This window comes from Micromonospora sp. URMC 106, from assembly GCF_051386395.1.
In the GTDB taxonomy this organism is placed as follows: Bacteria; Actinomycetota; Actinomycetes; order Mycobacteriales; family Micromonosporaceae; genus Micromonospora.
Genome location: NZ_JBPQTP010000039.1, coordinates 26,227 through 52,798, shown reverse-complemented (window position 1 = coordinate 52,798; position 26,572 = coordinate 26,227). Strand labels below are relative to the sequence as shown.

At 69.1% G+C, this 26,572-nt stretch carries 28 protein-coding genes and 3 tRNA genes; 11 read left to right on the top strand and 20 right to left on the bottom strand.

The annotated features are described in order from the left end of the window. Window positions 1–40: 40 nt before the first annotated feature. The 17 genes from rpoB to ACSNOB_RS14770 form a co-directional block, all read right to left on the bottom strand. Window positions 41–3,472, bottom strand: coding sequence for a DNA-directed RNA polymerase subunit beta (gene rpoB, locus ACSNOB_RS14850; protein ID WP_436687174.1), 3,432 nt, complete (start codon window positions 3,470–3,472; stop codon window positions 41–43). A gap of 570 nt (window positions 3,473–4,042) precedes the next feature. Then, window positions 4,043–4,429 carry a 50S ribosomal protein L7/L12 gene (gene rplL, locus ACSNOB_RS14845; protein WP_393105622.1) on the bottom strand — a complete coding sequence of 129 codons (387 nt, stop codon included), beginning with the start codon at window positions 4,427–4,429 and terminating at the stop codon, window positions 4,043–4,045. A 54-nt stretch (window positions 4,430–4,483) separates the two neighbouring features. Further along, entirely contained in the window at window positions 4,484–5,029 is a 546-nt protein-coding gene (gene rplJ, locus ACSNOB_RS14840) for a 50S ribosomal protein L10 (RefSeq protein WP_393105624.1), read from the bottom strand. A 409-nt stretch (window positions 5,030–5,438) separates the two neighbouring features. Continuing rightward, window positions 5,439–6,128 carry a hypothetical protein gene (locus tag ACSNOB_RS14835; protein WP_436687173.1) on the bottom strand — a complete coding sequence of 230 codons (690 nt, stop codon included), beginning with the start codon at window positions 6,126–6,128 and terminating at the stop codon, window positions 5,439–5,441. Then, window positions 6,125–6,952: an ABC transporter ATP-binding protein gene (locus ACSNOB_RS14830; protein WP_436687172.1), complete on the bottom strand. Its 828-nt coding sequence runs from the start codon at window positions 6,950–6,952 to the stop codon at window positions 6,125–6,127. The genes ACSNOB_RS14835 and ACSNOB_RS14830 overlap by 4 nt, the downstream gene beginning before the upstream one ends. Window positions 6,953–7,028: 76 nt before the next feature. Continuing rightward, window positions 7,029–7,745: a 50S ribosomal protein L1 gene (gene rplA, locus ACSNOB_RS14825; protein WP_393105630.1), complete on the bottom strand. Its 717-nt coding sequence runs from the start codon at window positions 7,743–7,745 to the stop codon at window positions 7,029–7,031. Between the two features lie 83 nt (window positions 7,746–7,828). Further along, window positions 7,829–8,260 (bottom strand): 50S ribosomal protein L11, encoded by a 432-nt coding sequence (rplK, locus tag ACSNOB_RS14820; RefSeq protein WP_350681614.1) that lies wholly within the window; start codon window positions 8,258–8,260, stop codon window positions 7,829–7,831. 183 nt (window positions 8,261–8,443) lie between these two features. Continuing rightward, a complete protein-coding gene (gene nusG / locus ACSNOB_RS14815; RefSeq protein ID WP_393105632.1) occupies window positions 8,444–9,166 on the bottom strand; it encodes a transcription termination/antitermination protein NusG in 723 nt (240 codons plus the stop codon). A gap of 38 nt (window positions 9,167–9,204) precedes the next feature. Beyond that, the gene (gene secE / locus ACSNOB_RS14810; RefSeq protein WP_393105634.1) at window positions 9,205–9,597 is read right to left on the bottom strand and encodes a preprotein translocase subunit SecE; all 393 of its coding nucleotides are present in this window, start codon (window positions 9,595–9,597) and stop codon (window positions 9,205–9,207) included. Between the two features lie 211 nt (window positions 9,598–9,808). Then, window positions 9,809–9,881: transfer RNA gene (locus tag ACSNOB_RS14805), tRNA-Trp, on the bottom strand. Between the two features lie 126 nt (window positions 9,882–10,007). Continuing rightward, a complete protein-coding gene (locus ACSNOB_RS14800) occupies window positions 10,008–10,400 on the bottom strand; it encodes a MaoC family dehydratase (protein ID WP_436687171.1) in 393 nt (130 codons plus the stop codon). 1 nt (window position 10,401) lies between these two features. Beyond that, complete coding sequence (locus tag ACSNOB_RS14795) at window positions 10,402–10,848, bottom strand: FAS1-like dehydratase domain-containing protein (protein ID WP_436687170.1); 447 nt, start codon at window positions 10,846–10,848, stop codon at window positions 10,402–10,404. Window positions 10,849–10,973: 125 nt separating this feature from the next. Continuing rightward, window positions 10,974–11,141: a 50S ribosomal protein L33 gene (gene rpmG / locus ACSNOB_RS14790; RefSeq protein ID WP_013288652.1), complete on the bottom strand. Its 168-nt coding sequence runs from the start codon at window positions 11,139–11,141 to the stop codon at window positions 10,974–10,976. A 131-nt stretch (window positions 11,142–11,272) separates the two neighbouring features. Further along, a tRNA-Met gene (locus tag ACSNOB_RS14785) sits at window positions 11,273–11,345 on the bottom strand. A gap of 25 nt (window positions 11,346–11,370) precedes the next feature. Beyond that, a tRNA-Thr gene (locus tag ACSNOB_RS14780) sits at window positions 11,371–11,443 on the bottom strand. A gap of 96 nt (window positions 11,444–11,539) precedes the next feature. Further along, window positions 11,540–14,068: a putative bifunctional diguanylate cyclase/phosphodiesterase gene (locus ACSNOB_RS14775; RefSeq protein ID WP_436687169.1), complete on the bottom strand. Its 2,529-nt coding sequence runs from the start codon at window positions 14,066–14,068 to the stop codon at window positions 11,540–11,542. 52 nt (window positions 14,069–14,120) lie between these two features. After that, window positions 14,121–14,261 carry a hypothetical protein gene (locus tag ACSNOB_RS14770; RefSeq protein WP_393105642.1) on the bottom strand — a complete coding sequence of 47 codons (141 nt, stop codon included), beginning with the start codon at window positions 14,259–14,261 and terminating at the stop codon, window positions 14,121–14,123. Window positions 14,262–14,804: 543 nt separating this feature from the next. Here ACSNOB_RS14770 and ACSNOB_RS14765 point away from each other — a divergent pair. Both ACSNOB_RS14765 and ACSNOB_RS14760 read left to right on the top strand, forming a co-directional pair. Continuing rightward, complete coding sequence (locus ACSNOB_RS14765) at window positions 14,805–15,476, top strand: hypothetical protein (RefSeq protein WP_436687168.1); 672 nt, start codon at window positions 14,805–14,807, stop codon at window positions 15,474–15,476. Window positions 15,477–16,436: 960 nt separating this feature from the next. Beyond that, window positions 16,437–16,688: a hypothetical protein gene (locus ACSNOB_RS14760; RefSeq protein ID WP_436687167.1), complete on the top strand. Its 252-nt coding sequence runs from the start codon at window positions 16,437–16,439 to the stop codon at window positions 16,686–16,688. Window positions 16,689–16,732: 44 nt separating this feature from the next. Here the strand turns inward: ACSNOB_RS14760 and ACSNOB_RS14755 are convergent, their stop codons facing one another. Then, a complete protein-coding gene (locus ACSNOB_RS14755) occupies window positions 16,733–17,491 on the bottom strand; it encodes a tyrosine-type recombinase/integrase (RefSeq protein ID WP_436687166.1) in 759 nt (252 codons plus the stop codon). A 367-nt stretch (window positions 17,492–17,858) separates the two neighbouring features. Between ACSNOB_RS14755 and ACSNOB_RS14750 the strand changes: the two genes are divergently transcribed. The 4 genes from ACSNOB_RS14750 (at window position 17,859) to ACSNOB_RS14735 (ending at window position 22,180) form a co-directional block, all read left to right on the top strand. Further along, the gene (locus ACSNOB_RS14750) at window positions 17,859–19,319 is read left to right on the top strand and encodes an MrcB family domain-containing protein (RefSeq protein WP_436687165.1); all 1,461 of its coding nucleotides are present in this window, start codon (window positions 17,859–17,861) and stop codon (window positions 19,317–19,319) included. 222 nt (window positions 19,320–19,541) lie between these two features. Next, the gene (locus ACSNOB_RS14745; protein WP_436687164.1) at window positions 19,542–20,210 is read left to right on the top strand and encodes a hypothetical protein; all 669 of its coding nucleotides are present in this window, start codon (window positions 19,542–19,544) and stop codon (window positions 20,208–20,210) included. A 496-nt stretch (window positions 20,211–20,706) separates the two neighbouring features. Beyond that, entirely contained in the window at window positions 20,707–21,414 is a 708-nt protein-coding gene (locus ACSNOB_RS14740) for a hypothetical protein (RefSeq protein WP_436687163.1), read from the top strand. Between the two features lie 157 nt (window positions 21,415–21,571). Beyond that, window positions 21,572–22,180, top strand: a complete 609-nt coding sequence (locus tag ACSNOB_RS14735) for a DUF4145 domain-containing protein (protein ID WP_436687162.1) — start codon at window positions 21,572–21,574, stop codon at window positions 22,178–22,180. Between the two features lie 94 nt (window positions 22,181–22,274). Here ACSNOB_RS14735 and ACSNOB_RS14730 read toward each other — a convergent pair whose 3' ends face one another. Together ACSNOB_RS14730 and ACSNOB_RS14725 are read right to left on the bottom strand one after the other, a co-directional pair. Beyond that, the gene (locus tag ACSNOB_RS14730; protein WP_436687161.1) at window positions 22,275–22,973 is read right to left on the bottom strand and encodes an HAD family hydrolase; all 699 of its coding nucleotides are present in this window, start codon (window positions 22,971–22,973) and stop codon (window positions 22,275–22,277) included. Next, complete coding sequence (locus ACSNOB_RS14725; protein ID WP_436687160.1) at window positions 22,973–23,836, bottom strand: GntR family transcriptional regulator; 864 nt, start codon at window positions 23,834–23,836, stop codon at window positions 22,973–22,975. Before ACSNOB_RS14725 ends, ACSNOB_RS14730 begins: the two co-directional genes overlap by 1 nt. 335 nt (window positions 23,837–24,171) lie before the next feature. Between ACSNOB_RS14725 and ACSNOB_RS14720 the strand changes: the two genes are divergently transcribed. From ACSNOB_RS14720 to ACSNOB_RS14700, 5 genes are all read left to right on the top strand, one after another. Then, window positions 24,172–24,423, top strand: coding sequence for a DUF6284 family protein (locus tag ACSNOB_RS14720; RefSeq protein WP_436687159.1), 252 nt, complete (start codon window positions 24,172–24,174; stop codon window positions 24,421–24,423). Then, the gene (locus tag ACSNOB_RS14715) at window positions 24,423–24,797 is read left to right on the top strand and encodes an RRQRL motif-containing zinc-binding protein (RefSeq protein ID WP_436687158.1); all 375 of its coding nucleotides are present in this window, start codon (window positions 24,423–24,425) and stop codon (window positions 24,795–24,797) included. The genes ACSNOB_RS14720 and ACSNOB_RS14715 overlap by 1 nt, the downstream gene beginning before the upstream one ends. Further along, window positions 24,794–25,663, top strand: a complete 870-nt coding sequence (locus ACSNOB_RS14710; protein WP_436687157.1) for an ABC transporter permease — start codon at window positions 24,794–24,796, stop codon at window positions 25,661–25,663. Before ACSNOB_RS14715 ends, ACSNOB_RS14710 begins: the two co-directional genes overlap by 4 nt. 95 nt (window positions 25,664–25,758) lie before the next feature. After that, entirely contained in the window at window positions 25,759–26,226 is a 468-nt protein-coding gene (locus tag ACSNOB_RS14705) for a DUF3307 domain-containing protein (protein WP_436687156.1), read from the top strand. A gap of 89 nt (window positions 26,227–26,315) precedes the next feature. Further along, complete coding sequence (locus ACSNOB_RS14700; RefSeq protein ID WP_436687155.1) at window positions 26,316–26,486, top strand: hypothetical protein; 171 nt, start codon at window positions 26,316–26,318, stop codon at window positions 26,484–26,486. Window positions 26,487–26,572 lie beyond the last annotated feature (86 nt).

Below are 26,572 nucleotides of genomic sequence, written 5' to 3'. Positions count from 1 at the left end.
CCCCCCCCCCCCCCCCCCCCCCCCCCCCCCACCGCTCACCTCAGACCTCTTCGACCGAGCTCGGCTCGCGCCGGGACAGGTCGATGCCCAGCTCCTCCGCGGCCCGGAACACCTCGTCGTCGGTCTCGCGCATCTCCAGGGCCACACCGTCGCTGGAGAGCACCTCGACGTTGAGGCACAGCGACTGCAGCTCCTTGAGCAGCACCTTGAACGACTCGGGGATGCCCGGCTCGGGGATGTTCTCGCCCTTGACGATCGCCTCGTAGACCTTGACCCGGCCCAGGACGTCGTCGGACTTGATCGTCAACAGCTCCTGCAGGGCGTACGCGGCGCCGTACGCCTGCATCGCCCAGCACTCCATCTCACCGAAGCGCTGGCCACCGAACTGCGCCTTACCACCCAGCGGCTGCTGCGTGATCATCGAGTACGGGCCGGTCGACCGGGCGTGGATCTTGTCGTCGACCAGGTGGTTGAGCTTCAGGATGTAGATGTAGCCGACCGCGATCGGGTCCGGCAGCGGCTCGCCGGAGCGGCCGTCGAACAGCTGCGCCTTGCCGCTGGAGCCGATCAGCTGCTTGCCGTCCCGGTTGGGCAGGGTCGACGCCAGCAGGCCGGAGATCTCCTCCTCGCGGGCGCCGTCGAAGACCGGCGTGGCCACGTTGGTGTCCGGCTCGGACTCGTGCGCCTCGATCGAGCGGAGCTGACGCTTCCACTCGGCGTCGTCGCCCTCGACCTTCCAACCGGTCTTGGCCACCCAGCCGAGGTGCGTCTCCAACACCTGGCCGATGTTCATCCGGCTCGGCACACCGAGCGGGTTGAGCACGATGTCGACCGGCGTGCCGTCCTCCAGGAACGGCATGTCCTCGACCGGCAGGATCTTGGAGATGACGCCCTTGTTACCGTGCCGGCCGGCGAGCTTGTCACCGTCCTGGATCTTCCGCTTCTGGGCGACGTAGACCCGGACCAGCTCGTTGACGCCCGGCGGCAGCTCGTCGCCGTCCTCGCGGGAGAAGGTACGCACGCCGATGACCGTGCCGGTCTCGCCGTGCGGAACCTTCAGCGAGGTGTCGCGAACCTCGCGCGCCTTCTCACCGAAGATCGCGCGGAGCAGCCGCTCCTCCGGGGTCAGCTCGGTCTCGCCCTTGGGCGTGACCTTGCCGACCAGGATGTCACCGGGGACGACCTCGGCGCCGATCCGGATGATGCCGCGCTCGTCGAGGTCGGCGAGCATCTCCTCGCTGACGTTCGGGATGTCGCGGGTGATCTCCTCCGGACCCAGCTTGGTGTCCCGGGCGTCGACCTCGTGCTCCTCGATGTGGATCGAGGTGAGCACGTCCTGCTGCACGAGGCGCTGCGACAGGATGATCGCGTCCTCGTAGTTGTGGCCCTCCCAGCACATGAACGCCACCAGCAGGTTGCGCCCGAGCGCCATCTCGCCCTCGTCGGTGCACGGTCCGTCGGCGATGACCTGACCGGCCTCGACGCGGTCGCCCTCGAAGACCACCGGCTTCTGGTTGACGCAGGAGCCGGCGTTGGAGCGGCGGAACTTGTGCAGCAGGTACGTGCGGCGGTGGCCGTCGTCCTGGTGGATGGTGATGTAGTCGGCGCAGAGATCCTCGATGACGCCACCGACCTCGGCGACGACCACGTCACCGGCGTCGACCGCGGCACGGTACTCCATGCCGGTGCCGACCAGCGGGGACTCGGCCTTGACCAGCGGCACCGCCTGGCGCTGCATGTTCGCGCCCATCAGCGCCCGGTTGGCGTCGTCGTGCTCGAGGAACGGGATCATCGCGGTCGCGACCGAGGTCATCTGCCGCGGCGACACGTCCATGTAGTCCACGGCCGCCGGCGGGACGTCCTCGGTCTCGCCGCCCTTACGGCGGACCAGGACGCGGTCCTCGGCGAACGTGCCATCGGCCTTCAGCGGCGCGTTGGCCTGCGCCTTGACGAACCGGTCCTCCTCGTCCGCGGTCAGGTAGTCGATCTGGTCGGTGACCCGACCGTCGACGACCTTCCGGTACGGCGTCTCGATGAAGCCGAACGGGTTGACCCGGGCGAAGGTGGACAGCGCGCCGATCAGGCCGATGTTCGGGCCTTCCGGCGTCTCGATCGGGCACATCCGGCCGTAGTGGGACGGGTGCACGTCGCGGACCTCGAAGCCGGCCCGCTCCCGGGACAGACCGCCCGGGCCGAGCGCGCTCAGCCGGCGCCGGTGGGTCAGGCCCGCCAGCGGGTTGGTCTGGTCCATGAACTGGGACAGCTGCGAGGTGCCGAAGAACTCCTTGATCGCCGCCACCACCGGGCGGATGTTGATCAGGGTCTGCGGCGTGATCGCCTCGACGTCCTGGGTGGTCATCCGCTCGCGGACGACCCGCTCCATCCGGGACAGACCGACCCGGACCTGGTTCTGGATCAGCTCGCCCACGGTACGCAGGCGCCGGTTGCCGAAGTGGTCGATGTCGTCGGCCTCGTAGCCCTCCTCACCGGCGTGCAGCCGGCAGAGGTATTCCACGGTGGCGACGATGTCGTCCTCGGTCAGCGTGCCGGTGGTGATCGGCACGTCCAGCTCGAGCTTCTTGTTGAACTTGTAACGACCGACCTTGGCGACGTCGTACCGCTTCGGGTTGAAGAAGAGGTTGTCGAGCAGGGTCTGGGCGTTCTCGCGGGTCGGCGGCTCGCCAGGGCGGAGCTTCCGGTAGATGTCGAGGAGCGCCTCGTCCTGGCCGGCGATGTGGTCCTTCTCGAGCGTGGTCATCATCAGCTCGGACCAGCCGAACCGCTCGCGGATGCGCTCGGCCGACCAACCGATGGCCTTGAGCAGCACCGTGACGGCCTGCCGGCGCTTGCGGTCGATGCGAACGCCGACCGTCTCGCGCTTGTCGATGTCGAACTCCAGCCAGGCACCCCGACTCGGGATGACCTTGACGCTGGAGAGGTCGCGGTCGGAGGTCTTGTCCGGCTGCTTGTCGAAGTAGACGCCCGGGGACCGGACGAGCTGGCTGACCACGACGCGCTCGGTGCCGTTGATGATGAAGGTGCCCTTCGGCGTCATCATCGGGAAGTCACCCATGAACACCGTCTGGCTCTTGATCTCGCCGGTGGTGTTGTTGGTGAACTCCGCGGTCACGAACAGCGGGGCGCAGTAGGTCAGGTCCTTCTCCTTGCACTCCTCGATCGAGGCCTTGACCTCGTCGAAGCGCGGAGCCGAGAAGGAGAGCGACATGGTGCCGGAGAAGTCCTCAATGGGACTGATCTCGTCGAGGATCTCCGCGAGACCCGAGCGTGCGTGCGGGTCGTCCGCCGACCGGCCCTGCCAAGCCTCGTTGCCGACGAGCCAGTCGAAGGACTCGTTCTGGATGGCGAGGAGGTTGGGGACCTCGAGGTGTTCGGTGATCCTGCCGAATGAAACTCGGCGGGGAGCGAATGCGCTCGACGTACGACTGGTCTTCGCAGGGCGGGAAGCTGCCAAGATGCGTCCTTCCGAGGACCGGTGCTGCAGAACGGCTGGTACGCGTGCACTCCAATGACCCCACCAGAAATATCCACAAACGGACATTTCCGAGCAGGGGTCAAGTCGGAAGGCAGCGCAAACTAGCAGTGTAGCCGAGAGGCTAACCGCTGTCCAGCCCACCCCACAGGTCGTCGCGGAACGTGCCTCGGGACCCTCGAACCGGGTCTCGCCGGGCCGCTCGGAACGCGACGTTCCTGCCGGGCCGCTCGGGTGTCGCGGCGGATGGTGCTGCCGCTGCCATTACCCAAGTGGTGGCCGTTGCAAGCGCGGAAGGTCTTGCTGGTGTCAGCGTGCCTGTCATCCCAGGGCCGCGTCAAGGGCCGGCAACCGGGTCGCCCCGTCTTTCCCACCCACGGGCTAGCGCCGCGCAGCGCGCACTCGCCGACACCGGACGCGGACGCCCTGCTCACCGCCCTGCCGCCGGGGCCACCAAGACGGCGGGCGGCGATCCGCTGTCGGATCACCGCCCGCCGTGACGCGGTGTGCCCCGGCTCACGTGAGCCGGACGCGCGCCTGGTCGACCTCAGGTCACTTGAGGGTGACCTTGGCGCCCTCACCCTCGAGCTTGGCCTTGGCCTTGTCGGCGGTCTCCTTGTTGGCCTTCTCCAGGACGGCCTTCGGAGCGGCCTCGACCAGGTCCTTGGCCTCCTTGAGGCCCAGGCCGGTCAGCTCGCGCACGACCTTGATGACCTGGATCTTCTTGCCGCCGTCAGCCTCGAGGATGACGTCGAACTCGTCCTTCTCCGGCTCGGCCTCGGCGGCGGCCGGGGCAGCGCCACCAGCGGCGGCAACGGCGACCGGAGCCGCGGCGGTGACCTCGAAGGTCTCCTCGAACTGCTTCACGAACTCGGAGAGCTCGATCAGCGTCATCTCCTTGAACGCGTCGAGCAGCTCGTCGGTGCTGAGCTTCGCCATGTCTGGCGTCCTTTCCTGAATCTGTTAGGTAAGAACTGGGTGCGCCGCGGGGCCTCAGGCCGCCTCGGCGCCCTCCTTCTCGCGCTTGTCCGCCAGAGCGGCCGCCGCACGGGCGGCCTTGGAGAGCGGAGCCTGGAACAGGGCCGCGGCCTTGCTCAGGTTGCCCTTCATCGCGCCGGCCAGCTTGGCCAGCAGCACCTCACGGGACTCCAGGTCGGCGAGCTTCGTGACCTCGGCCGCGGAAATGGCCTTGCCCTCGAAGACACCGCCCTTGATGACGAGCTTCGGGTTGGCCTTCGCGAAGTCGCGAAGCCCCTTCGCCGCCTCGACGACGTCGCCCGAAACGAAAGTCAGCGCGGTAGGACCGGTGAACATCTCGTCGAGACCGGAGATGCCAGCGTCGGACGCGGCACGCTTCGCGAGCGTGTTCTTCGCGACCGTGTAGCTGGTCTCCTGGCCGAGCGAGCGTCGCAGCTGGGTGAGCTGGGAAACCGTCAGACCGCGGTACTCGGTCAGCACCGTGGCGCCCGCGTTGCGGAAGCTCTCGGTCAGCTCAGCGACGGCCGTGGCCTTGTCGGCCCGGATCGGCTTGTCCGCCATGTCCCTCCTCTCTCGTTGCTCGAGGCTGGTCACCGTCGTCGGCCGGAGCTTTCGACGGGAGCGGAGGCATCACGAGAACGAGAAAGCCCCGGCGCAGGGCGCACGGGGCGAGGGCCGGAACAGGAGGCACAGTCGGCGGACCGTGCTCAGCACCGATTTTCGCTTACCGCCCTGCGCGGGTCGCCCGTCGTCGCGGGACCTTCGACCGTGCCGGGGCACGGTGACCAGCGGTCTCTGGGTGGAACTTCGCGGCCAAGGTTACGCGAGGAGTGCCCCGACCACCAAATCGCCCGTGGTGGGCCGGGTCACGCCCCCGGGGCCGGTGGCCGCACCGCGGTCAGGACCGGTGGCCGCACCGCGGTCAGGACCGGTGGCCGCACCGCGGTCAGGACCGGTGGCGACCCGGTGGTCAGGGCCGATGGCGGCGCCGCCAGAGGTAGGCCGCGCCGGCCGCCGCGCTCCAGGCCGCGGCCCAGACGGTCAGCAGCGCGACGGTCGACGCGGCCAGGTCGCCGGCGGCGGCCCGCGCGGTCGCCATCACCGGCGGCGCCAGCCACGGCGCCACCGACCCGCTCAGGCCGAGGACGACCGCGCCGACCCCGCCGAGCGCGAGCACCGCGACGCCGTAGCCGGCACTGCCCGCCGAGGCGCGGCTGGCCAGCGCCCCGAGCGCCACCGCCGCCGGTACGGCCAGCAGGTGCGCCCACAGCCCCACGGCGATGCCGAGGGGCACCGAGCGGTCGCCCGGCTCCACCGGGCCGGTGACCCCGCCGACCAGCCAGGGGAAGACCAGCGCGACGGCCACCGTGCCCAGGCCGGCGGCGCCAGCGGCGAGCAGGCCGGCGAGCCGCTCCCGGCGCGCCCCGACCAGCGCCTGGGCCAGCCGGCGCTGCACGTCCGGCTCGACGTCCAGCAGCACCTTGGTCTGCCAGGCCAGCACCGGGAAGAGCACCACCGCCGAGACGCCGTACGCCTCCCCCGGCTGGGCCCGGCCGCCGCCGTAGAGGACGCCGAGGGCCACCAGGCCGGCGAGCAGCGGCGCCAGCGCCCGTCCCGTACGCAGGAACCCGGCCAGCCGCAGCCGGAGCAGCGCGGTCACCGCGCTCCCCCGGGCACCGGACCGCTCGGCTCCGCCGCGCCGACCTCCACGGTCCCCGCCGACGTCCCCTCGGCGGTCCGGGCCGCCGGGGGCGCCTCGGGGCGTACGCGAAGGATGTGATGCCCCTCGGCGCGCAACCGCGCGACGGTGCCGGCGACCCGCGCGGCTGGCACGGCGATCTCGACCACCGCCATCGCCTCGTCGGTCGGCGGCGAGCCCTCGGTGACGGTGCCGTCGGCCACCGTCCAGCGCCGGGCGCCGGGCAGCCGGGCGATCTCGCCGCGGTGGTCGCTGACCAGCACCGACCCGCCTGCGGCCAGCACCTCGTCGATCACCGCGGGCACCAGTTCCCGGGTGGCGGCGTCGAGGCCCTCCCAGGGCTCGTCGAGCACCAGCAGGCCGGGGGGACGCAGCATCGCCTGGGCCAGGCCGACCTTCTGGGCGGTGCCCTTGGACAGCTCCGGCAGCCGGACCCGGCGGAACCCGGTCAGGCCCAGCCGGTCGGTCCAGTGGTCGACCGCCCGACCGGTCGCCGCCGGATCGAGGCCGGCGACGCGCCCCATGGCGGTCAGGTAACGCTCGACGGTGAAGGGCTGGTCGGCCGGGAAGCGCTCCGGGACCCACCCGACGTGGCGGGGCCGGTCGGTCACCCGCCCCCGGCTCGGCCGCAGCACCCCGGCCGCCACCTGGAGCAGCGTCGACTTGCCCACGCCGTTGCGGCCGAGCACGACCACGACCTCACCGGGGCCGACCCGCGCATCGGTTGCCCGCAGCACCCACGGCCCGCGCCGTCGGTACCGCAGCCAGACGTCTTCCAGCCGCACCGGCCGAGCATGCCACAACGGAAAGGGAACGGGGCGCCGCCACAGTGTGGCGACGCCCCGTCACGGGTGCGGTTGCTCAGCCCTCGGCCGAGCCCTCCTGCAGGTTCTTCACCAGGTTCGGGTCGACCGGAACGCCCGGGCCCATGGTGGTGGTGAGGGTGACCTTCTTGAGGTACTTGCCCTTCGCGGCGGACGGCTTGGCCCGCAGGACCTCGTCGAGGACCGCCGCGTAGTTGTCGATCAGCTGGGTCTCGGAGAACGAGGCCTTGCCGATGATCAGGTGCAGGTTGGAGTGCTTGTCCACCCGGAAGGTGATCTTACCGCCCTTGATGTCCGCGACGGCCTTGGTGACGTCCATGGTCACCGTGCCGGTCTTCGGGTTCGGCATGAGACCGCGCGGGCCCAGGATCCGCGCGATCCGACCGATCTTGGCCATCTGGTCCGGCGTGGCGATCGCCGCGTCGAAGTCGAGCCAACCGCCCTGGATCCGGGCGACCAGCTCGTCGGTGCCCACCTCGTCCGCACCGGCGGCGGCGGCCTCCTCGGCCTTCGCGCCGGCGGCGAAGACGATCACGCGGGCGGTCTTACCGGTGCCGTGCGGCAGGTTGACCGTGCCGCGGACCATCTGGTCCGCCTTGCGGGGGTCGACGCCGAGGCGCATCGCGACCTCGACCGTGGCGTCGAACTTGACGTTGGTGGTCTCCTTGGCCAGCTTCACGGCCTCGGCGGGGGTGTAGAGCTTGGACCGGTCGATGACCTCGGCGGCCTTGCGGTAGCTCTTGCTGCGCTGCATGTTCCTGTAACTCCTGTGGTCTATGGCGGGCCGCGACTTCCCGCGCGCCCTCCCACGAACTGGATCTGGCGGTGACCGGGGGGTCAGTCGGTGACGTTGAGGCCCATCGACCGGGCGGTGCCGGCGATGATCTTCTCAGCCTGGTCGATGTCGTTGGCGTTGAGGTCGGCCATCTTCTTCTCGGCGATCTCGCGCACCTGGGCGCGGGTGACCGAACCGACCTTCTCCTTGTGCGGGACGCCCGAGCCCTTCTGCACGCCGGCGGCCTTGATCAGCAGCCGGGCGGCGGGCGGGGTCTTCAGCACGAACGTGAAGCTGCGGTCCTCGTAGACGCTGATCTCGGCGGGGACGATGTCGCCCCGCTGGGACTCGGTCTGCGCGTTGTAGGACTTGCAGAACTCCATGATGTTCACGCCGTGCTGGCCGAGCGCGGGGCCGACCGGCGGCGCCGGGGTGGCCTGGCCCGCCGGCAGCTGAAGCGTGAACGTCTTGACGAGCTTCTTCTTCGGAGGCATGTCTCTTCCTGGGGCTTGAAACTGGGAAAGGTGCCGGCCGCGGGCGCGCACGGTCAGCGCGATGCGACAGCGGCGACGTTCTAGGGTAGCGCAGCGTCCCGCCGCCCCTCCCGCCGAGGTCGAGCGGGCAGCCGGAACGGGTACGCCGGCGGCGGGCCGCCGCCCACCGCCGGCGACCGTACGTCAGATCTTGGTGACCTGGTTGAAGTTGAGCTCCACGGGCGTCTCGCGGCCGAAGATCGACACGAGCACCTTGAGCTTCTGCTGGTCGGCGTTGATCTCGCTGATCGTCGCCGGCAGCGAGGCGAAGGCGCCGTCGGTGACCGTGACCGAGTCGCCGACCTCGAAGTCGAGGACCTTGATCTCGGGCTTGGCCTTCTTCTGCTCGGTCTCGACGGCCGGCGCCAGCCACTTCAGCACCTCGTCGAGGGAGAGCGGGGCCGGCCGGTCGGCCCGGTCGGTCGCGCCGACGAAGCCCGTCACGCCCGGCGTGTTGCGCACGCAGGAGTAGGACTCCGCGGTCAGCTCCATCCGGACCAGGATGTAGCCCGGGAAGACCTTGGCCTGGACCTGCGACCGCTTCCCGTTCTTGACCTCGACCTCTTCCCGGGTCGGCACCTCGACCTGGTAGATGTAGTCCTCCATGTCGAGGCTCGTGATCCGGGTCTCGAGGTTGGTCTTGACCTTGTTCTCGTAGCCGGCGTACGAGTGCACCACGTACCAGTCGCCCGGCGCGTAGCGCAGCTTCTGCCGCAGCTCGGCGACCGGGTCGTAGTCCTCGTCCGGGGCGGGCTCGGTGGTGGGGAACTCCGGCTCGCTGGCGGCCTCGACCGACTCGTCACCAGCCGCCGTCGCCACCGTGGACTGCTCGTCCGTGGTCTCGGCGGTCTCGTCGTACTCAGGCACGCTCGCTCACTTCCGTCACTATCGGCTCAGTCGGCCGGTCAGCTGGGGTTGCCGAAGACCCACAGCACGCCCTTCGCGAAGGCGAAGTCAAGGCCGGCCACGATCGTCAGCATCACCGCGACGAACGCGACCACCACGGCCGTGTAGGTCAGCAGCTCCTTGCGGGTCGGCCAGATGACCTTACGCAGCTCGGCCACGACCTCGCGGATGAATCGGGCGATGCGGCCGAACAGGCCCACGCGGTCGGTGTCCGCCTTGGTCTTCGGCCGGCTGTCGGCCGACTCGGCCTTCGCCCGGGACCGCGTCGCGGTGCCGCCGCGGGAGACCGGCTCCTCGGCGTCGGTGGCGTCGTCGTCGGCCACGTCGTCGACGATCTCGTCGTTCAGACGATCGTCGCCGGCGTCCTCGCCGCGCCGCTTCTTGTCGGCCACTTCGCCCTCCGTCGCGGGATGTCGGGTCGCACGCCGTCGGCGTGCGCAGCGCTTGGTCACGCCGGCCGGACCAACCGTCCCGCGACGGGCCGCGGCCGGCGGATCGGCCGGACGGCCCGAATGCCTCGGAACCACCCCGCCGATGCCACCACCACGGGCCGGACGCCGCCCTGCGGCGGCGCGACCCACGGGAACGGTCAGGCCTGAGGCGCAGGGGTGACAGGACTTGAACCTGCAGCCTGCGGTTTTGGAGACCGCTGCTCTGCCAATTGAGCTACACCCCTGTGCGGCAACGCTCGCCCCGCCCGGTCACAGGACCGCGCAGGGGTCACTTGCCCCACGGCGGACCAGTGTACGGGTAGTCCCGCGACTTTCCCAACCGGTCTGCCCATCGCGCGTCGCGAGCCCGGTCAGCCGGCCGTCCGGACGGTCGCCCGGGCCTGCGAGAGCACCTTTTCGCCGTGGCAGGTCGCGGTCACGTCGAGCCTGGTCAGGCCCTCCTCGGTGATCTCGCGGACGACCGCCGTGACCGCGATCTCGGTGCCCTCGTCGTCGTCGGGCACGACCACCGGCCGGGTGAAGCGGACGTTGTAGTCGACGACGGCGTCGGGCCTGCCGGCCCACTCCGTCAGCGCGCGGCCCACCAGCGCCATGGTGAACATGCCGTGGGCGATCACGCCCGGCAGACCCACCTTGGTCGCGAACCGGTCGCTCCAGTGGATCGGGTTGAAGTCCCCCGAGGCGCCGGCGTAGCGGACCAGGTCCGCGCGCGTCACCCGGAACGTCTTGGCTGGCAGCTCCATCTCAGCCCTCCCCGCGTACGACGATCTTCGACCAGACGGTCACCACCGGCTCCCCGGCCGGCGTGGCGACCTCCGTGCGGATGGTCAGGAAGTCGTGCCCGCCACGGCTGCTGACGTCCTCGACGACGCAGACGCAGACCAGCTCGTCCCCCGCCACCACCGGGCGGGTGTAGGCGAAGCGCTGGTCGCCGTGGACGACCCGGCTGTAGTCGACGCCCAGGGCCGGGTCGTCGATGATCTGCTGACTGGCGGCCATGCTGACCACCACGGGGAAGGTCGGTGGGGCGACCACGTCCGGGTGGCCGAGCGCGCGGGCGGCCTCCGGGTCGTGGTGGGCCGGGTCGGCGGCGCCGATCGCCGTCGCGAACTCACGGATCTTTTCTCGGCCCACCTGGTAGGGGGCGGTCGGCGGATACGTCCGGCCGACGAAGGACGGGTCCAGGGACATGCCGCGAACCTACACGCAAAAAACAATCGCCGATCCGTGCGGGCGGCGGCGGCCGGAGCCGCGCCGTCCGTGCGGATCGGCGATCGGGAAGTGCCAGGGACCGGGCCGGCGGAGCCGGCCGTGGGTCAGCGGGTCTCGCGGTGGACCGTGTGCTTGCCGTCCCGCGGGCAGAACTTCTTCAGCTCGATGCGGTCCGGGTCGTTACGGCGGTTCTTGCGCGTGATGTAGTTGCGCTCCTTGCACTCCACACACGCCAAAGTGATCTTCGGCCGGACATCGGTCGCCTTCGCCACGGCGGAGTGCCTTCCTCGCTACGGGTAACAACTACAGCGCGTCAGCCTACGCGCTGACGACGCGGACATGCAAAGTGGGCGCCTGTGGCGCCCATCCCACCGGCCGCCGGGACCGGCCCGGTGGACGAGAGTAGCGGTGGCCGGACTTGAACCGGCGACACAGCGATTATGAGCCGCTTGCTCTACCATCTGAGCTACACCGCCGTGGCGGGTCCAGCCGGACCCTCTGAGCCCCCTTACGGAATCGAACCGTAGACCTTCTCCTTACCATGGAGACGCTCTGCCGACTGAGCTAAGGGGGCCTGCGCGATCTCCCCGGGGGGTGACGCGCAGGGGATACATTACACGGCCCCGCGGCGGAGATGAAATCGGATCCCCCACTGCCGTGTCCCCGCAGGTCAGGGCACGACCCGCAGCCTGGGCAGCTCCCCGGCGGAGATCGTCTCCGGATCCACCTGGGCGCCGAACCACGCCTCCAGCCGCTCGTACGGCAGCGGCCGGCTGAACAGGAAGCCCTGGCCGATCTCGCAGCCGATGTCCTGGAGCAGCTCCAGGGTCAGCTCGCTCTCCACGCCCTCGGCGACCACGGCCAGGCCGAACTGCTGGGAGAGGGTGACCACCGCGTTCACGATCGCCAGATCGCCCGGATCCGTCGCCATGCCCTGCACGAAGGAGCGGTCGACCTTCACCTCGTGCACGGGCAGCCGGCGCAGGTGGGCCAGGGAGGAATCCCCGGTGCCGAAGTCGTCGACCGACAGCCGTACGCCGAGGTCCCGCAGCCGCCGCAGGGTCGGGATGGGCCGGTCGGTGCCGTCCAGCACCCCGGCCTCCTTGATCTCGAGCGTGAGCCGCTGCGGCGGCACGTCGTACTCGTCGAGCAGCTCCTGCACGCGGGCCGGGAAGTGCTGGTCGGTGAGCGTACGGGCGGAGAGGTTGACCGCGACGGCGAGCGGCTGGCCGGCGTGCGACCAGTCCCGGCTGCGCCGCAGCCCCTCGCGGAGCACGAACTCGGTGAACCGGGCGAGCTGGCCGGTGTGCTCGGCCACCGCGACGAAGTCCTCCGGGGCGACCGACCCGTGGGCCGGGTGCTCCCAGCGGGCCAGGCACTCCACGCCGACGAGCCGGCGGTCCCGCAGCGTCACCTTCGGCTGGAAGTAGACCTCCAGCTCGCCGTCGTCCAGCGCCCGCCGCAGGTCCCCGGCGAGCCCGAGCCGCCGCAGCGACCGGGACTCCAGCGCCGGGTTGAACAGTTGCACGCTGCCCGGCACGGACTTGGCCGCCGTCGCCGCCAGGTCCACCCGTTGCAGCAGGGAGGCGGCGTCGCTGCCGTGATCCGGGTGTACGGCGACACCGACCGCCGTGTCCACGTCCAGGGTGAGCGCGTCGAAGACCATCTCGTCGCGGATCTGCTCGCGCAGCTGCGCGGCCAGTTCCACCGCCGCCTCGGCGCTCTCCAGCCGCAGCGTGACGAGGAACTCGTCCCCGCCGGCCCGGCCGACCAGGGCCGACGACGGGGCGCAGGCGCGCAGCCGGTCGGCGACCTCGACCAGGACCTTGTCGCCGGCGGCGTGCCCGAGCGACTCGTTGACCTGACGCAGCCGGTCGACGTCGAAGAGGAGCAGCGCCACCACCTCGCCGGGCGCCCGGATCTTGACGGCCTCGTCCAGCGCGCCGCTGATCCGCCGCCGGTTGGGCAGCTTGGTCAGCGTGTCGTGGTACGCGTCGTGCCGCAGCCGGTCGACCAGCCGGGAATTCTCCAGCGCCACCGCCGCGTGCGCCGCCACCGTCTCGAACAGGGGCACGTCGGTGCGGACGAAGTAGTTGCTGTCGCCCAGGCGGTTGGCCACCTCCAGCGTGCCGATGACCGCCTGACCGGACCGCAGCGGGATGACGATCACGTCCTTGACGCGCTGCGCCGAGAGCGCCGCACGCAGGTCGCCGTCGGTCGTCATGCCCCGCCCCACGGCCACCGTACGGCCCTGGTCCCGGGCGCGTTCCCGCAGCGCGGGCGGGGTCTTGGCGAAGTCGAGCAGACCCGGGTCGTCGTTGCGCGCGGTCAGCAGCACCTCGGGATGCCGTCCCTGGGCGGGCAGCCAGAGCGTGGCGTACTCCGCCTGCATCAGGGCCCGCACGCGCCCGAGGAGGGCGTCGGGCAGGGTGCCGTACTGGCCGCTCTCGCTGACCGCGCGGCTCAGCTCGTACATGTCGGTGAGGGTGCGGTGCTGCCGGAAGAACTGCGCGTAGGCCCGGTAGACGAGGGCCAGCGCCGCGACCAGGACCGCCAGGAGCAGCAGCGACCACCAGGTGGCGGCGATCAGGATCAGGACGATCATCCCGCAGACGATGTTGATCGCCGCGGCCAGGAGCCCGGGAACGGACTTCCGGAACACCTCCCGGCCGGCCTGCCATCCCTGCAACAGCGTGTGCACACCGGCGATCGCGGTGAGACTCACCAGGATGACCATGCTCGCCGCGGCGATCATGGTGAACCAGGTGGCGGGACCGACGTCGTCCAGCGGCGGGAACGCCTGGAGCACCAGCACGGCCAGCGACGAACCCGCGGCGGCCCGGGCGACGTTGAACCAGAACTTGGTGGCGCCGAAGCGGTGCCGGACGTGGGTGATGACCGCCGCGAGCGTGTAGATCGTGACGACGGTGAGCGGTCGGACGAGGAAGAACGCCAGGACGAGCGGGATCTCGTTGAGCGTCATCCCGATCGACTGACGCCGGACCGTGAAGTTCAGCACCGGCATGCCGGCAGCCACCATGGCCACCAGCAGCAGCGCCGCCAGTGGCCATTCCCCGAAGGGCTCCGGAGCGACCAGGCCGACCACCGTCGCGCAGACGACGGCGAGCAGCGCCAGCGGCCCGGTGATCAGCCAGGCGTACTCCGTCGAGCGGGGACCGGTGCGGCCTCGACCCGCCATGCCGCTCCCCTCACCGGCCGCGCCGGCTTCACATCATCGAAGTCGTGGAACGTCAGCGCGCAGGCATGTTCCAGATGAAGTCCATCGTCTGCGCGTCCCCGAGGTCCCAGACGTCGCCGACGAAGACGCCGCCCGCGAGCGCGCCGAGTGCGAGAAACGAGCCAAGCAGCCGGCCCAGCCTTCGACCAGACATGTTTGCTCCTGTCGAGAAAGTGTCACGAGGATGGTGGAGGTTCCACGATCGTGCCACAAGGCAGGTACCCAGAAAAGCGGTGCGTGCACCGCCGACCCGAGCGTCGGTGACGTTCCGCCGTTCGGACCACCACCCTCGTCGCACCGGGCCAGATCACGCGCCTGCGGAGGCCACCGACCACTTCGTACAGTGCCGAATACGACCTTCGACGCATACCGCTCGGCAGCCCGGTACCGGGGATGTGTCGCCCCGTACGGCCACCGTCCATCGGCCGCCCGGGGCCCGCGCCCGCCCGTCGGGACACGCGCCCGGGCATCGACCACCATACCCGGTCTTGGCCGACGCGCCAGTGCCGCGACGCCATGCGTCCGATCGACGGAGGGCACCCCGGCCAGATTGGCGGATCCGGACAAATCAATGCGCGGCGCGGACGGTGTGAGTCGTATCCGTCGCCCGGCCCGGACAGGGCGGCGGCCCGGACCCGGGCGCCCGCGTCCTCAGCGGCGCGATCGCGGTGCGCTGCACCTTCGTACGATGAGCCCCGTGACGGGGGACGCCGGCGGACACGACGGAACGACCGACCACGTCGCGGCGGGCGCACGGACCGGCGCCGTGGCGGACCGAGCCGGTACGCCGGCCGGGGCGCGCCGCGAGGTGTCCCACCCCTCCGTGGCGGTGGGATGCAGGGTGCTGGCCGCCGTGGTCGTCGCCGCGGGTTGGAGCGGCCTGCTGCTGGTGGTCGGCGGGCGCGTCGTGCCCGGGTGGGCACTGGGTGGCGCCCTGCTCGTCGCCTCGTTGACGCTCGGGCTGTTCCGGCGCCGCGTACGCGAGCCGGCGCCCGGGCCGCGCGGCGCGGGCCGCGGGCCCCGGTGGGCGCTGACGCTGTTGACCGTCGGTACGGCGCTGGCCGGCGCGCTCGGCGCGCTGAACGATCTCTCCGCGACCTACCACGTCCTGACGCCGGACGGCCCCGGCGGCTGCCGGGCCGTCGCGCGGGAGACGTCGTTCCTCTTCGCGGGCAGCGGTGCGGTGTACGAGGTGGGCCCCCTGGGGATCGGCCGACGGGTGGGCTCGTGGACCGCCGACGACGGCTACCGCCCGATCGCCTCCGGCACGTACGAGCTGACGTGGGGCACCGACGGCGGCGTGCTGACCGTCAGCGGTCGTGGCGGTGACCCCGTGTGGCCGGCGCTGCACGAGGTCGGCTGCCGCTGAGCCCGGTTCTTCAGCGTATGAGAGACGCTGGTTCAGCCCGTGGCGGCAGGCGCCTCCCGGAGCAGGGCGGCATCCGGTCGGTCCCGCGTGGTCGGGCGGCGGCAGGGACACCGTGATCGAGGTCAGCGCCTCGGCGATCGAGCGCCGGGGGCTCGGCCGCCGCCCGGAGTCACCTCACCTCACGTACGCGTGGCTACGCGTACCAGATCGTGGGGTTCCTGGTTCTGGCCTCGGAGACCGGGCGCCCGGTGGTCGAAGGTCGGGGGTCGAGGGGCTCACCCGCGTCCCAACCGGGCCCAGCTCCCCTAGGCGCGCAAGCATCTCCGGCACCCGCTCGGCCCACCCCTCCAGGGTTGGACCACGAGGCACGCTACGGAAGCCGCCGCCAGCCTCCGTCGTGGTCGAGGCTTCCGACCGCCGCGCCAGTCCGACCCCGGGACTGGCTTGCCCCGGCCTGCCTTCCGTAACCAGCGACACGCCAGCGCGGAGCCCTCAGCCGGTCCCTACGCACTACGGCCCGCGCCAGCCCGGCAACCGGTGCCAACATCAAAAAGCGCAGGCCCGGAGGAGCTCAGCGGCAAGACCGACCCGCCCGCGTTCTGCTCACACCAGTCGTCAGCGGCTGGACGCAGCTCGACTTGGCCAGACAAACGACAACGGCCCCCGATCAGCATTCCTGCTGATCAGGGGCCGTTGGTGCTCCTGGTGGCGGGTGGAGGATTCGAACCTCTGTAGCTTTCGCGACGGATTTATAGCTTTCGCCCGTTATCAAGGTTGTCGGTGAAAGCTCGCCCAGGTCAGGGCCGTTCTCCCCTATCGCTGGTCCGGACGCACTCCCCCGCGTGCCCGTTGCGTGCCCCTTGGAGGTGCCGGCCGCCCGGCGCGCCCGATTGCATGATCAACCCATTGCTGGGGTTGCCGCAGATTGTGAAGATGAGCCGACCACGCAAAGGAGCATTCATGGCGGACCCGCCCAAGCATCCAGTCGAACAGCCGGTGTTCCGGTCGCTGATGCTGACCTCCCTCTTCTTCGGCGTGGTGTTCGTGTGCGCTGCGCAGGGCGTCTCGAACAGGAGCTTCCTGAGCGGCGTCACGCTGCTGGCGGTGCTGTTCTTCGCCATCTTTGTCATCTCGTTCGGCCTTTACTGGCTGGCATGGGTGCTGAGGGAACACGAACTCTGGCGCGAGGGACGCCAAAGCGAGGAGGGATAGGCCAGGGCTCGTCCCCGCGCACCGCACCCCAATCCGAGCCCCGGTCAGGATCGCTGCGGCGAGTCACGGGAGGGCTTGGTCTTACCCCTGTGGCCGTTGCGGGCCAGATTGGAAGGGTCCTCGCCCTTTCGCGCCCGGTGGAGGAAGGCCGCCACCTCGGCATCCCGGCCGTCGACCGCTCGGGCGTAGTGCCGAGTCGTGACGCTGGCGTTGGATTGACCCAGCCGGCGGGCGTCGACCAGGACGCCCTGCGAATCAGCTACCCAGCTACCGTGCGTCGCCCGAAGGTCGTGGGGGATCAGGTCGGTCAGGCCGGCCCGCTCGACAGCGCGGTCGAATCGGTACTTCCAGCCGTTGTAGCTTTGCGGCCGGCCGGCGGTCCGCCGCTGTCGGCCGGGGAAGAGGAAGGCATCCGGGTCCTCGGGTAGCTCGGCGAGGTGCCGTCGGAGCCGGTCGACCACGAAGGCCGGCAGGGCGAGTTCCCGGCGCTGGTGACTCTTGGGGGTGTCGATCACCGGGCCGCCGGGGAGCTGGGCGACCGACTCGGCGACGGTCATACGGCCGTCTGCCACGTCGACATGCCGACGCCGCAAGCAGAGCGTCTCCCCGATCCGCAGCCCGCCGTAGGCGAGGACCAGGACCAGGAGGTCATCCGGCGGGGAGAGCTCAGCCACGAGCTGGTCGACGTGCTCGGCGGTGAGAATGGTCGGGTTCGGCTCAGGCAGCCGAGGCAGCTTGACACCCCGACACAGATTCCTCCCCAGCTGGAGTAGGCCCACACATGGACCCTCCGTGCCCGTCACGTGCCCGATCGGATGGTCAATCAGGGGTAACGGCGGTCGTGAGCAGCAAGAGACAACGAAGGCCCTTGACTTGCGTTTCCGCAGGTCAAGGGCCTTGCCGTTCCCTGGTGGCGGGTAGAGGATTCGAACCTCTGTAGCTTTCGCGACGGATTTACAGAGCGCCACACCCAAGCCTGCCACCAGCGCGAACGCGGGTCAGCAGGGGTACGGCGACACATATGCGACACGGGAGCGGGATAACGGAGCCGGCACTGGCTTGGCACTGATGCAAGTTGATCGCTGGCGCGAGGTAGGCCGACGGCAGATCGCCTCGGTCGCGTCCCGCCGGCGGTCCACTCTGGTCAGCCTCGGCGCCTATGCTGCCCCCGTGGGACTTGCTGACCTAACCCGCGATGCCGTTCTCGCTGCGATAGCGGAGCACGACCGACTTGGCCGGGAACCCTTCCTAAACCACTATGGCTTTGGTCCGGCCCGTTTGTACGACTTGGTACACGAGGGCCGCCGGTACGACTCAAAGGCGATCGCGGGCGTGGCCCACCGATATGCCACCGGGACGGTGCTGAAGCCGTTCAGCGGAGGAGAGCAGACCGTAGTACCCCGGCTTGAGGGCTTGGGGTTTACTGTCGAGCGCCGAGGAGAGGTCCCGAGCCCAAGGCAACCGCAGGAGATAGCCGGCTTGCAGCACGCATGCCAAGCCATCCTCGATCTTGCAGCCCACTACTCCAAGGACTCCACGCCTGAGATGGCGGATCGGGACGCTCGGTCCAAAGAGCTAGCTGGTGTCTTCAAGACGCTCGTCGGACCACTCTCTGAGGAGCTAGGGCTTGGAGACCTTGACGTCCGAGTTCAGACCGGCGGGCGGCAAGCGAACTATAGCCCTGTTCCATGGGTCCGCCTCTACTCGAAGCAGCACTCTCCAACCGCGATGGAAGGCTTCTACCTGGTCTACCTGTTTGCTGCAGACGGTTCCCGGTTCTATCTATCCTTGAACCAAGGCACCAGCGAGTACCGCTCGGGGGCCATGAGACCAGTCAACGACCGGTCAGTTCTCCTGTCCCGGGCTGCGGAGGCCCGCCGCCGGTTGGAAGACTTTGGCGAGGCTCTACCCGACGCGACTTCCAGGCTGACGCTCGACCTGGCCTGGTCTAGCCTCACTTCGGTAGGCCGGGAAAGCAAGGTTCGCATCCGCAACTACGAGGACGGAAACATCGCAGCCCGCCTCTATGAGTCCGGCCAAGTACCGACGGACAGACAGTTGCTCGGCGACATTGCCACCATGTTGCCCCTGCTCGCGTGTCTCTACGGGTCCGTAGCCAGGCCAGAGATTGCGGCGGGAATCCCGGAAGAGCAGGGCGATGCTGGCGATGACATCGTCAAGATCGCAAAGCGGGCGCGTGGGCGGGCTCAGGGCAGGCAGTTGGACCCGGTTGCTCGCAAAGCTATCGAGGTGCATGCCGAAGACATCGCAGAGTCCTATCTCCAAGAGCGAGACTGGTCCGTCAAGAGGGTTGGCCCGCTCAACCGCGGATATGACCTTGAATGCTGGCACCCAGACGGCCGGAGGCTGCACGTCGAGGTGAAGGGCACGCAGTCGCTCGGGGAGGAAATAGTCCTTACCCCGAACGAGGTCCGCCACAACCAACTTGCCGAAGGCTGCGAAGCCGAACACGCCCTCTACGTCGTGTCCAATATTCAACTGCGGCGCACCCCAGCCGTTCAGGCGTTCGGCGGAGAAGGGCGATGCATCTGGCCTTGGGTTATTGACACCGAGGCTCTAACCCCAACCAAGTACGCCTACCGGCCGCCGTCACAGGAGAAGCCAGAGTAGACAGCTTGACAGTGCGTCAGCAGTCTTAATTCAAGAAGCCCCAACTCCGAGGAGGCGTGAGTGCCGTCGGTGCAGCGGAGTTCTCAGCGAGGAAAACGATGGCCGGCATGGTCAGGGGACATCGCTGAAATCCGGAGAATCGCCGAGACCGTGGAGCGCCTTTACCAGGCAAGGCTGGCGTCTCTTCGCATTGATGAGTCAGGCGAAGATAGGTCCACGGAGGTGCTTGAGCAGCAGATCCGCAACATCCACAACATCTCTGCCGAAAGAGATGTCCACATCACATTCGTCGAGCAGCGCGGGGGAGACTACGAAATCTTGCCATCTCTCGTAATGAAGCTGGAGCACGAGGATAAGGCTACGGGAGCGATCGCCGAACTGATGCCCGAAATCGATCGAAGGAGCGTTCGAAAAATCTCGTTCATTGGCGCAGTAACTCCCAAGGAAAGAATCATGGTCACCCTCTCCAGGGAAGACAGCTATTACGGTGCGGCGCAGGTGATAGTGGAATCGACCGACCCTGGGTGGACTCGTCAAGCGTTCTCCGAGCTGGCCGACGAGATAGACAAGGGCGTACCGCGCTGGGCCTACATGCAAGAGCAGGCAACGCCAACCCTCTTAACATGCTCGCTCACCTCCGGCCTTCTTGCCGCAGGTGTCGCGCTTGCCGCACCCCTCAAGGAGATCGAGGCAAAGACGTTTCTCGCTGGAGTGATCGCCCTCTTGTTGACGGCATTCTTATTCCTTGGCGAGTCCGTCAGGAACTGGTTTTTCCCTCGCTTCGAAGTTTTAGGCGAGGGGGCACAACCATCAGGAACTAGACGGTTGGTGGCACTCGGTCTCGTGCTAATATCTGTACCCATTGGCCTTTGGGTGAATATGGTCTCCTAGCAGGCAAGAGCCAATCACGCACGTCCAGCCACCAGGATGCCTGCGAAATATGCCTCCGGCCCGTCGAATGATTGTCCGGCCGGAGCTGAGCAACGGATGTCATAGCACTGCAGCGCCAAGCCCAGACTCCAAGGTTGACTTCAATTGCCGGCCATGCCAGGAGCACCCCGGCTATCGCCCCATGCTGGTGACCGCGCCCGCTACTGCCGCTCGTAACGCCTCAACCTTCCAGGGCGGGTTCGCGTAACCGATCACTCGCACCAGGGCTGTCCCGACTCCCTCGATGCCTGACAGCCAGTCGCCATCGAGGACGCAGCGGTCCGACGGCTCGACGGCCCTGACTTTCGAGACCACAAAGCTCGCGGCCGTGGCCTGCTGATACGCGATCGAGCGCCCCACTCTCCGACACGGATACGGCACAAAACTCTTCCTCGGCCGACTCGGTTCATCCGCGTGGTTGAGTGTCCGCTCTCTCGTATTGCGGCAAGATGCCCGGGTGAAGAAGTTCGACCGAACTACCTGGCTGTTGATCGCCGGCAGTGCGGCGTGCACCGTCGTCGCCATCATCTTCAGTATCGCTGCGTGGGCAGTGGCTAACAGTCCGTCGAGCGGACCCGACCGCCCGAAGGTCACCGATTGGATCCAGGCGTGGGGCAGCGTTGGCGGCGTGATTGCCGGTCTTCTTGCCGCCACCGCTGCCGGGCTCCTGTTCAGGTTCGAGCAGAGGCGAGCCGAGAAAGCTGAGCGGCAGATTGTGGAGGAACGCGCCGAGGCCGCTCTCAACGTGGCACGAGCGGTTGTCGTCAGCGGTGCGTCGTTTGGCGGCTACGGCGTCAACGTTGACCCGCACCTCAATTCAGTGAGTCTCAGTATCCGAAACTACAGCTCCCATCCGATCCGAAACGTCACCATCGTCGTCACCCTGCCGACTGGCTTCCACCACGTGATTCAGCCGCCGTATGACGTCATCGGACCGGGCGAAGGACACACGGTCGACAAGCGTTACTCCGTAGGAATTCAGGCACCAGACGACTACAAGTTCCATCAGGAAAAGGCACTGGTCACCGTTTGCTTCATTGACAACACAAACCAGGCGTGGCAAAGGACAAGTAGCGGGGGTGTGGAGCGGACGACGGTGCCGTACCCACTCGTCGAAGAGGCGCGCGACTCAGGAGGCACCGTCTGGGATGAATCGTCGGCCTGATAACCCTCGCCGCGAGGAGGAGCAACCTCAGCGGCTGGTCTATGGCTCCCGCTTCGCAAAGATCGGGACTGCTGTCGGCCAGGCCCTCGGCCGCTGCGGCCGACCTGCGCCACCTCTCGGCTGTGCCGCCTGTCGCGCCGAGCCGTAAGCTTCTCTGATGCTCACCCATGTTTGCCCACACTGCTCGGCCTACTCGCTGTTCAAGATCGTTTGGTCCGACGAGGTCCGTTTAGGCGGATACATGTCGGCGAAGGTCAAGCACGTGTCAGCCCTGGTATGCGCGGCCTGTAGTCTACCGATCTCAGGCGTGCTCGATGAGGCAAGGTCAACAATCGAGCGTACGTGGCCGGAAACCGTGGGCGGAAAGAGTTTCCCAGACGTTCCTGCCCAAATAGCCGAGGCGGCAGACGAGGCACACCGCTGCTTCAGCATCAAGGCACACCGAGCCGCAGTGTTGCTCGCCCGTTCCGTGATTGAGGCAACAGCTAAAGAAAAGGGAATCACCAAGGGGACCCTCTTGGCAAAAATCGACGAGCTTCACAAGCAGAGCTTCATCCGTGAGCACATCAGGGACGGGGCACACGAGGTCAGGCACCTCGGAAACGACATGGCACACGGCGATTTTGTTGAATCAGTGGACTCGGGAGATGTGGAACTTGTCCTCACTTTGATGGGCGAGGTGTTGGAAGAGGTATTTCAGTCGCCCGCCAGGGTTGAGCGAGCCCGGCAAAAGCGGTCTGCCAAGGCACCCGGAGCCGCTACTTGAGTGGCTTGCCGATCTCCTCGTGGGTAGTTGCAGGCGCTCCACCTTGCCCCTAAACGGGAACAAGGTGGAGCGCCTACCGGAACGGCCCTGGCCATTATTTTGCACCGGTACGCTCAATCAGCACGCCGGCTATCTCGCTCATGCTCGTGATCACCGCGTCCGCGCCGGCGGCATGGAACGTCTCGACCTTGGCCGGCCGATTCGCGTAACCGATCACCCGCACTCCGGCCGCCCGCGCTCCGTTAATGTCCGAGAGCGAGTCGCCGACCAGAATGCACCGGCTCGCCGGCTCGCCGACAGCGCGTACGGCTTGCAGGATCGGTTCCGGGTTGGGTTTCATGCGGTCCGGGTCGGCGTACGCCCGGCCGACCACCGGCGAGACGTATGCGGCGAGCCGGTGCGCCGTCAGGTACGCGCTCACCGCACCGGCCGTGTTGTTGCTGACCACCGCCACCGGCATCCCGGCCTGCCGTGCCGCCACGATGACCTCCCGGCCGTACGGCGTTGGTTCGGCAGTCTCGACGGCTCGGCGCTCGGCCGCGCACAGCGTGTCTTCGACTACCCGCGTGACGCCCTGGTCGCCGGCCGCGCCGGTGCGGCGGAGCACCTCAAGTGGGTCCGGCTCGCTGGCGAGGTCCGGCGGCACGTCGACCCCGTGCCGCCGGAGCACGTCGACCAGCTCGGCGGCGACTTGCGGCGCCGGGTAGCCGGCGAAGATGCTGCACACCGGCCCGTCGAAGTCGAGCAGCACCGCGCCGACCCCGGCAAGCAGTCGGCTGAGGTCGGCGGTCATCAGTCGTACCGGTAGGCGATGGTCGACCACATCGAGTCGAACCACTGGCGGGACGCCTGTACGAACTGCGTGCCGTGCGAGGTGTCGTCGTCGGTCACCGCGTAGTGGAACAGCGGCACGTCCTTGCCCATCAGGTCGTAGATCGCCATCGGCTCGCCCTTGATCGAGACGGTGCGCTCTACGACCGGATAGAAGCCATAGAAGACCTCTTCGCCGTTCAGGATGTAGAGCTTGAACAGTGGGGACGCTCGGTGCATCCGCACCTCAACCGTGGCCGATCGGATCAGACCGAGGTCGCCCAGCTCGGTGACCTGATCGATGATGCCGTCCGCCGCTCGCCGGGTGATCCGGTCTGCACGTTCGCGCACGGCGGGGTCGTCGGCCTGCGTCTCGGCCCGTGAGGGCAGCGCCATCGGCACTGTCATGTCGGAAATCAGGACTCGCACGGCGATCGTTTCCGGCGCGAGCCGGCCCACGCGCACCTTGTCGAGCGCCTCGGCGAGTGCGTCGCGCAGCGTCTCGCCAGAGAACCCGGCGAAATCGATGGTGACGTGGGGCCGCTCAAACGCGGCCTCGATGTGCGGACGCAGCTCAACGGCTCGCTGAGTCTGCGCGCGGACGAACGCGCCGCTTCCCTGCCGGGACACGATCAGGCGTTCTGTCCGAAGTAGGTCTAGGGCTCGCTTGACGGTTTCTCGCGCCACGCCGTAGCGCGCTGCTAGCTCGGGCTGTGACGGCAGCTTGTCACCGGGGGCAAGTCGGCGCGTGAGGATGGCCGCGCGCAGCTTGTTCGCGATCTGCTGCGAAGCCTGTTTCGGGTCGTCGGGGTCTAGCTGACCGAGGAAATCAAGGTTCTCGCTCACTCGCCCACGGTAGCTCTGACTAGCCAAGTTAGGAAAGTTCGCCGCGCCACCTTGACCTGGCTAGCCAAGCCGGCCTACGGTCATCTCACGGACCTGGCTAGCCAGGTCCGACAAGCCGGTCGGACGCCGGGGATGGCAGCGCTTTGCGCTGCGCGCCTACGAGCCGCCGTGTCTGGTCGTTCCCGGACAACTGCATCGGGCCGCACCTCCCACCGAAAAGGTGCGCACGGCTCAGATCCGTGCATCTCATCCCCTAGTCATGGCGCGGCGGCGCGGATCGTTCCTGGTCCGCGCCGCCGCGCTTCCCCCGCTCGCACCGACCGCTGGAGGTTCCCGTGCGGAAGCGCCTTGCCCTCTTTACCGCCGAGCCGACCGCCGCCGACCTGGCCGAGATCGAGGCGGAGTGGCCGCTGATCGCGGCCGAACTGGACGTGCTCGACGCCGAAATCACCATGCTGTACGCCGAGGACCACGGCGGCCCGACCGTCCTGGACTGGAGGCGGCTGCGCCGGGCCGAGGCCCGCGTTACCCGCGCCGCCGCCGAGCTGGCCGCCGGCAACCTTGCCGGCCCGCACCGCGCGGCCTGATGTCCCGTATTCGCGCCGCCTACTTCGATCCGGACGGGGCGCGGTACGGCATCCCCACCTACTGGTGGCGAGGTGCCCCGCCCGGCTACGCCACCCGCCGCCAACTCCGCGCCGCCGGCCTACGGCCCGGTGGTCAGCCGGTCGCCGCTCAGGTGCTCTGGCAAGGGGTCGGCGGCACCCGCGCCGCCTACCTCTACCGGGTCGACCTGGCCCGCCCCAAGCGCACCGCCACCCCCGCCCAACGCGCCGCCATCGGCAAGGCGCTGACCGCCCGCCGCACCTGCCCGACCTGCGGCACGGTCCGGCCCTACTACATCCCGCGCTCGCTGGGCGAATGCCTCGCGTGCGCCTTCCCCCAGGAGGACGCAGCATGACTGCCCCCACCATCAACGGCACCCGCTACCCGCAACCCATCGACGCGCTGTTGCCCGCCGCCCGCGCCCTGGACCTGCCCGAGGGGCAGACGTTCCCGTCGCGCAACCGGCTCATGCGAGAGTTCCGCATCGGCGCGCCGAAGGCTGACGAACTGCTCGCCCGGCTCAAGGCCGAGCACGCGCAGCGCACCCGCACCGAGCAGACCCGTACCGCGATGATCGTCCGGGGCGCGCTCCTGACGCCCCCCACCGACCCCGACCCGGTGCCGCTGGACTACGCCGAGCCGATCGGCCCGCACCCGGCCCCCGCGCCGACCGCACCCGAGCGCACCCCGCCGGCCGACCCGACCCCGACCACCCCGCCGAAGATCGTGCCCGCCGAGCCGGCCGGGCAGGTCACGACGGTCGGTCACCCGGACACGCCCGCCCCGACCGCGCCGGCCCGTCCGGCGGTGGTGTGGCCGGTGATCCTGCTGGCGCTGCCGGCGTTCGTGGCGATCTGGGGCGGCTGGGTTGGCCTCGGCGGACTCACCGGATTCGGGAAGGTGAACCTGCTTCCCGGCATCGGGTCCGGCTGGACGATCGACACCGCGATCACCCTCCCGATCGGCGTCGAGACGTACGGCGCGTACGCCCTGTATGTGTGGCTGTCCGGGCGGGTGCCGGACCGGGCACGCCGGTTCGCCAAGTGGTCCGCCATCGCATCCCTCGCGGTCGGCGCGCTCGGCCAAGTCGCCTACCACCTGCTCGTCGCGGCCGGTATGACCTCGGCCCCATGGTGGATCACCACCGCCGTCGCGTGCCTCCCTGTCGCGGTGCTCGGCATGGGCGCCGCCCTCGCACACCTCGTCCGCTCCCACGACTAGCCCCGCCCGGCGGCACGGCCCTCGTGGCCTGGAAACCCGCGCCGTGCCGCCGGCCCTCAACCCCTCAGCCGAAACGACCTCAGGAGAGAACCCCCATGTTCGCAGATCCGACCGGCGCACACGCCGCCACCTTCGCCGCCGTGTTCGTCGCCCTCTACGTCGCCCACCAGGTCGCGGACCACTGGGTGCAGACCCAGCACCAGGCCGACTGCAAGGGCCAGCCCGGCTGGCCGGGCCGCATCGCCTGCGCCGCCCACGTCGCCACCTACACCCTCACCGCCGTCGTCGCCCTAGCCGCCATGCTGCTCGCGACCGGGCTGCGGCTGGACCCGTGGGGCGTGGCGGTCGGGCTGACCATCTCGGCGGTGTCCCACTACATCGCCGACCGGCGCACCCCTCTCAAGCGCATCGCCACCGCCCTCGGCGCAGCCCAGTTCCACGCCCTCGGCGCACCCCGACCCGACCGCGACGACAACCCCTCGCTCGGGACCGGCGCGTACGCCCTGGACCAGTCGTGGCACATCGCGTTCCTGTTCGTCGCCGCCCTGTTCTGCGCGGTCTGACCGCCCCCGTCCCCACCGGCCCGAACCCGGTCCGGTGGGGCGCGGAGGCCGCCAGACCCGCTGGCAGCCACAACAGAGGGAGAACACCTGTGAGCACGCTCGTCTGCCACACCTGCGGTAACGACAGCTACTGGCGCAACGCCCGCCAGGACCGCAACGGCAACCAGACCGCCACCTGTGGCAACTGCGGCGCGAGGGTCCGCAGCAGCGGCGGCACCTCGATGGGCACCGTCACCGGCGGCATGAACCAGACCCGCTGACCCGGCCCGGCGGCACGGCACCAGGCCTCAGAAACCGCGCCGTGCCGCCGGTCCTCATCCCCCGACCCGTACGGATCAGATGGAGG